The sequence below is a fragment of the Actinomycetota bacterium genome (assembly GCA_005774595.1).
In the GTDB taxonomy this organism is placed as follows: Bacteria; Actinomycetota; Coriobacteriia; order Anaerosomatales; family D1FN1-002; genus D1FN1-002.
The window spans coordinates 1-4,006 of record VAUM01000178.1 but is presented as its reverse complement, the minus strand read 5'-3'; the positions used below and the strand labels follow the sequence as shown (position 1 = coordinate 4,006).

Sequence of the window (4,006 nt, the reverse complement as noted above, 5' to 3'; positions counted from 1 at the left end):
CGCTTCGGCTTCCCCCTCGACGACTGGCTCGCCGCCAAGGTCGAGGCGAAGGAGCTGCTCCGCGAAGCGGCCCGTGAGCGCCGCACCGTCACCTACGGCGAGCTGTGCGATTCGCTGCACGCGATCCGGCTGTTCCCGCGCTCGCGAGCGCTGCTCGGGATGCTCCACGACGTGTGCTCCGAGGAGGACGCCGAGCGCGGTGTCATGCTCGCATCGCTCGTGGTGAGCAAGGCCACCGGGATGCCGGGCGAGGGCTACTTCGCGTTCGCCGCACAACTCGGGCGCGACATCTCGGACCGCGAGGCGTACTGGCGCTCCGAGGTCGAGCGCATCTACTCCGCATATGCGGGAGGGGAGTGACCGTGCTCAATCCCGTCGACTTCATCCTCAACATCGACGAGCACCTGCTCGAGATCATCGCCACCTACGGCGCGGCCACCTACGCGATCCTGTTCGCCATCGTCTTCTGCGAGACCGGACTCGTGGTCACGCCGCTGCTGCCCGGCGACTCGCTGCTCTTCGCCGCCGGCGCGTTCGCGGCGCAGGGCAAGCTGAACGTCTGGGTCGTCTACCTGCTGCTGTTCGCGGCGGCGGTCGCCGGCGACAACTCGAACTACTGGATAGGTCGCACGATCGGCGCGAAGTGGATGGCCAAGGGCGGCGGGCGGATCTTCAAGGCCGAGTACCTCGACCGCACGCGCGAGTTCTTCCACCGCCACGGCGGCAAGGCGATCATCATGGCGCGCTTCGTGCCGATAGTGCGCACGTTCGCGCCGTTCGTGGCGGGCTTGGGCCACATGCGCTACCCGCGCTTCCTTGCGTTCAGTCTCGGCGGCGGGCTCGCGTGGATCGGCGGCTTCGTGACGCTGGGCTACTTCTTCGGCGCCATCCCGGCGGTCGAGGAGAACTTCACGCTGGCGATCCTCGCGATCATCGCGCTGTCGATCGTGCCGGGGGTGTGGCACTGGGCCAAGGACCGCATGGCCGCGAAGCGCGGCCTGCCCGTGCACCCCGAGGGCGCACCGGACGAACCGCTCAATTTCGACTGACGCCGCGCCCCCGCTCGTCACGCGCTCCAAGCCGCCTTCACCTGCTCGCGGATGTCCGCGGGCGTGATCGAGCCGGCCACCGCGCCGCCGTCCGGTTCCTCGCGCTCGGGCAGGCTCGTGCGCGCCTCCTCGCATGCGAACGCCGCGCGCACGCGCTCGGGCAGGAAGCGCGTCAGTTGCGAGTATCCGTGCGTGTCGAACGGGTTGCGCGGTACCGTGTAGTACTTGCGCGGGTGGCACACGTACAGGTGCTCCTTGGCACGCGAGCACGCGACGTAGAACAGCCGCCGCTCCTCCTCGATCTGCTCGGGCGAGCCGCACGCCATGTCCGCCGGCACGTTGCCGTCCGAGGCGTGCAGCACGTACACGGCGTCCCACTCGAGCCCCTTGGCCGAGTGCATCGTGGAGAGCGTGAGCCAGTCCTCGTCGAGCAGCGGCGGGCCGGCGAGGTCCTCGGTCCACGAGGGCGGGTCGAGCGCGATCTCGGTCAGGAAGCGCGTGCGGCTCTCGAAGCGCGAGGAGACGAGCTCGAGCTGCTCGAGGTCACGCAGGCGCGCGGCGGGCTCGTCGTACCGGCGCTCGACGAGCGGGCCGAGGAGGCAGCGCGCGCGGTGCACCTGCGCCGGCACGTCGCCCGCGGGCGCGGCCGTCAGCGCGCGCACGGTCGCGACGAGCTCGGTCCAGGTGCCGTTCGCCTCCGCCGGCGGGTCGAAGCGCTCCCAGACCGCGAAGTCACCGCCGGCGTCGCGCAGGTCGGCGAGCAGGCGCCGGGCGCGCTGCGGGCCGATGCCCGGCACCAGGTCGAGCAGTCGCGAGCCGGCGAGTTCGTCGTGCGGGTTCTCGGCGAGGCGCAGCACCGAGAGCAGGTCCTTGACGTGCGCGGTCTCCGCGAAGCGCAGCCCGCCGTACTTGCGGAACGGAACGTTGCGACGCGCCAGCTCGAGCTCGAGGTCCAGCGAGTGGTGTGACGCGCGGAACAGCACCGCCTGGCGACGCAGGTCGAGCCCGGACTCGCGCAGCTCGAGCACGCGCGAGACCACGAAGTCGGTCTGCTCGGCCTCATCGGAGCAGCCCACGACGGACGGGCGGCCGCCCTCGGTGCGCTCCGACCACAGGTCCTTGGCGTGCCGCTCGGCGGCCAGCGCGATCACCGCGTTGGTCGCTTCGAGCAGCGGCTGGTGGCTACGGTAGTTGCGCGTGAGCGTGACGACGTGCGTGCCCGGGTGCGTGGCGGGGAAGTCGAGGATGTTGCGCACCGTCGCCGCGCGGAACGAGTAGATCGCCTGCGCGTCGTCGCCCACGACGGTCACGCCGCGCCCGCCCGGCGCGAGCAGGTCGACGATCTCGGCCTGCAGCGCGTTGGTGTCCTGGTACTCGTCGACGAGCATGCGGTCGAAGCGCTCGCGCACGGCGTCGCCCTCCGGCGAGGCGAGCAGGGCGCGCCAGAACAGCAGCAGGTCGTCGTAGTCGAGCAGGCCGAGCGCCTGCTTGCGGTCGGTGTAGGCAGTGAACAGCTCGCGCAGGCCATCGGCGGCGTCGCGGCACCACGGGTACGACTCGCGCAGCACCTCATCGAGCGGCTTGCGCGAGTCGAGGCAGCGCCCGTAGATGTCGAGGCAGGTGCCCTTCTGTGGGAAGCGCTTGGACGCCGATCCGAGGCCGAGCGTTCCGCGCACGACGCCCATGAGGTCCTCGGCGTCGCCGCGGTCGAGCACCCCGAACGACGGGTCGAGCCCGACCGCGCGCCCGTGCAGGCGCAGCAGCCGCGCGGCGACCGCGTGGAACGTGCCGCCCCACACCTTCTCCGAACTGCGGTAGCGGCGCTCCACGCGCGCGAGCAGCGCGTCGGTGCGACGCAGCATCTCCTCGGCGGCGCGCCTCGTGAACGTCAGCAGCAGGATGCGCGACGGCTCGACGCCCTCGGCCACCAGCCACGCGACGCGGTGGGCGAGCGTGGTCGTCTTGCCGGTGCCCGCGCCTGCGACCACGAGCAACGGCCCGTCGCCGTGCTGCGCCGCATCGCGCTGCTCGGGGTTCAGCCCGTCGAGGATCGAGGTCGTCCCATCCGCTTCCATGCTTGGCCTCCCGAACACGTGTTCGCCTTGGCGGCGAGCGTAGCACGGGCGGCTGACATCGAACAAGCGTTCGCATCGCGGGCGCGCTACACTGCGTCCATGACCACGCACCCGACATCCGAGTCCCGCGTGGCGCTCGCGCTGGCGGGCGCCGCGCGAACGCCCGCGCCCGCGGGGATCACCTACGCCACGCCCGAGGCCCTCTCGTTCTTCGCCCGCGACGCCGAGTTCCCGCAGGCGCTCGCCGCCGCGGTGCGCGACCTGCGGCTCGACTTCGCGTTCGTCCCGGCCGCGTACCCCGACGCCGACGAGGCCGCCGCCGCCGTGATTGAGGCCGGCGCCGCAGTGGCGTGGGCTGTCGAGGGCCCGCTCGGCATCACACTCGCCGAGCGCGGTTGGACGGCGTCGATCGCGCTGGCCGCCACCGACCCCGCCGCGCTCGCGGACGACCTCGAGGTGCGCACGCTCGCCGCTTCCGAGGAGGTCGACCGCGGGCTTGCCGCCGGAGCGACCGTGCTCGTGATCGCCGACGACCTCGCGTCGTCGGAAGGCCCGCTCGTCCCGCCCGACTTCGCCTTCGACGAGGTCTTCCCGCGCATGGCGCGCCTGGTCGAGGTCGCGCTCGATGAGGACGTCCCCGCCGTCCTGCACACCGACGGCGACGCCCGCGCCTTCCTCCACGCCGCGCACGCCGCCGGCTTCGCCGGCATCCACGCGGGCGGCGGCCTGCGCTGGGAGGCGTTCGCGCGGCTGCACGCCGCCGCCCGCGCGGACGGGCTCGCCGTGGTCGGCGGCCTGCCGACCCTGGAGCTGGCGGACGGCGAGGCCGCGGCCGTGCGCGTCGGCACGCTGGCGCGCTACGTCGAGGAATACACGCGGGAA

The 4,006-nt window shown here is 72.5% G+C and carries 3 protein-coding genes; 2 read left to right on the top strand and 1 reads right to left on the bottom strand.

Annotation, left to right across the window (positions count from 1 at the left end):
- Window positions 1-356: 356 nt before the first annotated feature.
- Window positions 357-1,049 carry a DedA family protein gene (locus tag FDZ70_07380; GenBank protein ID TLM74029.1) on the top strand — a complete coding sequence of 231 codons (693 nt, stop codon included), beginning with the start codon at window positions 357-359 and terminating at the stop codon, window positions 1,047-1,049.
- Window positions 1,050-1,066: 17 nt separating this feature from the next.
- Here the strand turns inward: FDZ70_07380 and FDZ70_07375 are convergent, their stop codons facing one another.
- Window positions 1,067-3,124, bottom strand: a complete 2,058-nt coding sequence (locus FDZ70_07375) for an ATP-dependent helicase (protein ID TLM74028.1) — start codon at window positions 3,122-3,124, stop codon at window positions 1,067-1,069.
- Between the two features lie 99 nt (window positions 3,125-3,223).
- On the opposite strand from FDZ70_07375, the gene FDZ70_07370 reads away from it, so the two are divergent.
- Window positions 3,224-4,006 (top strand): hypothetical protein (locus FDZ70_07370; protein TLM74027.1); only part of this gene is annotated, 783 nt, incomplete at its 3' end.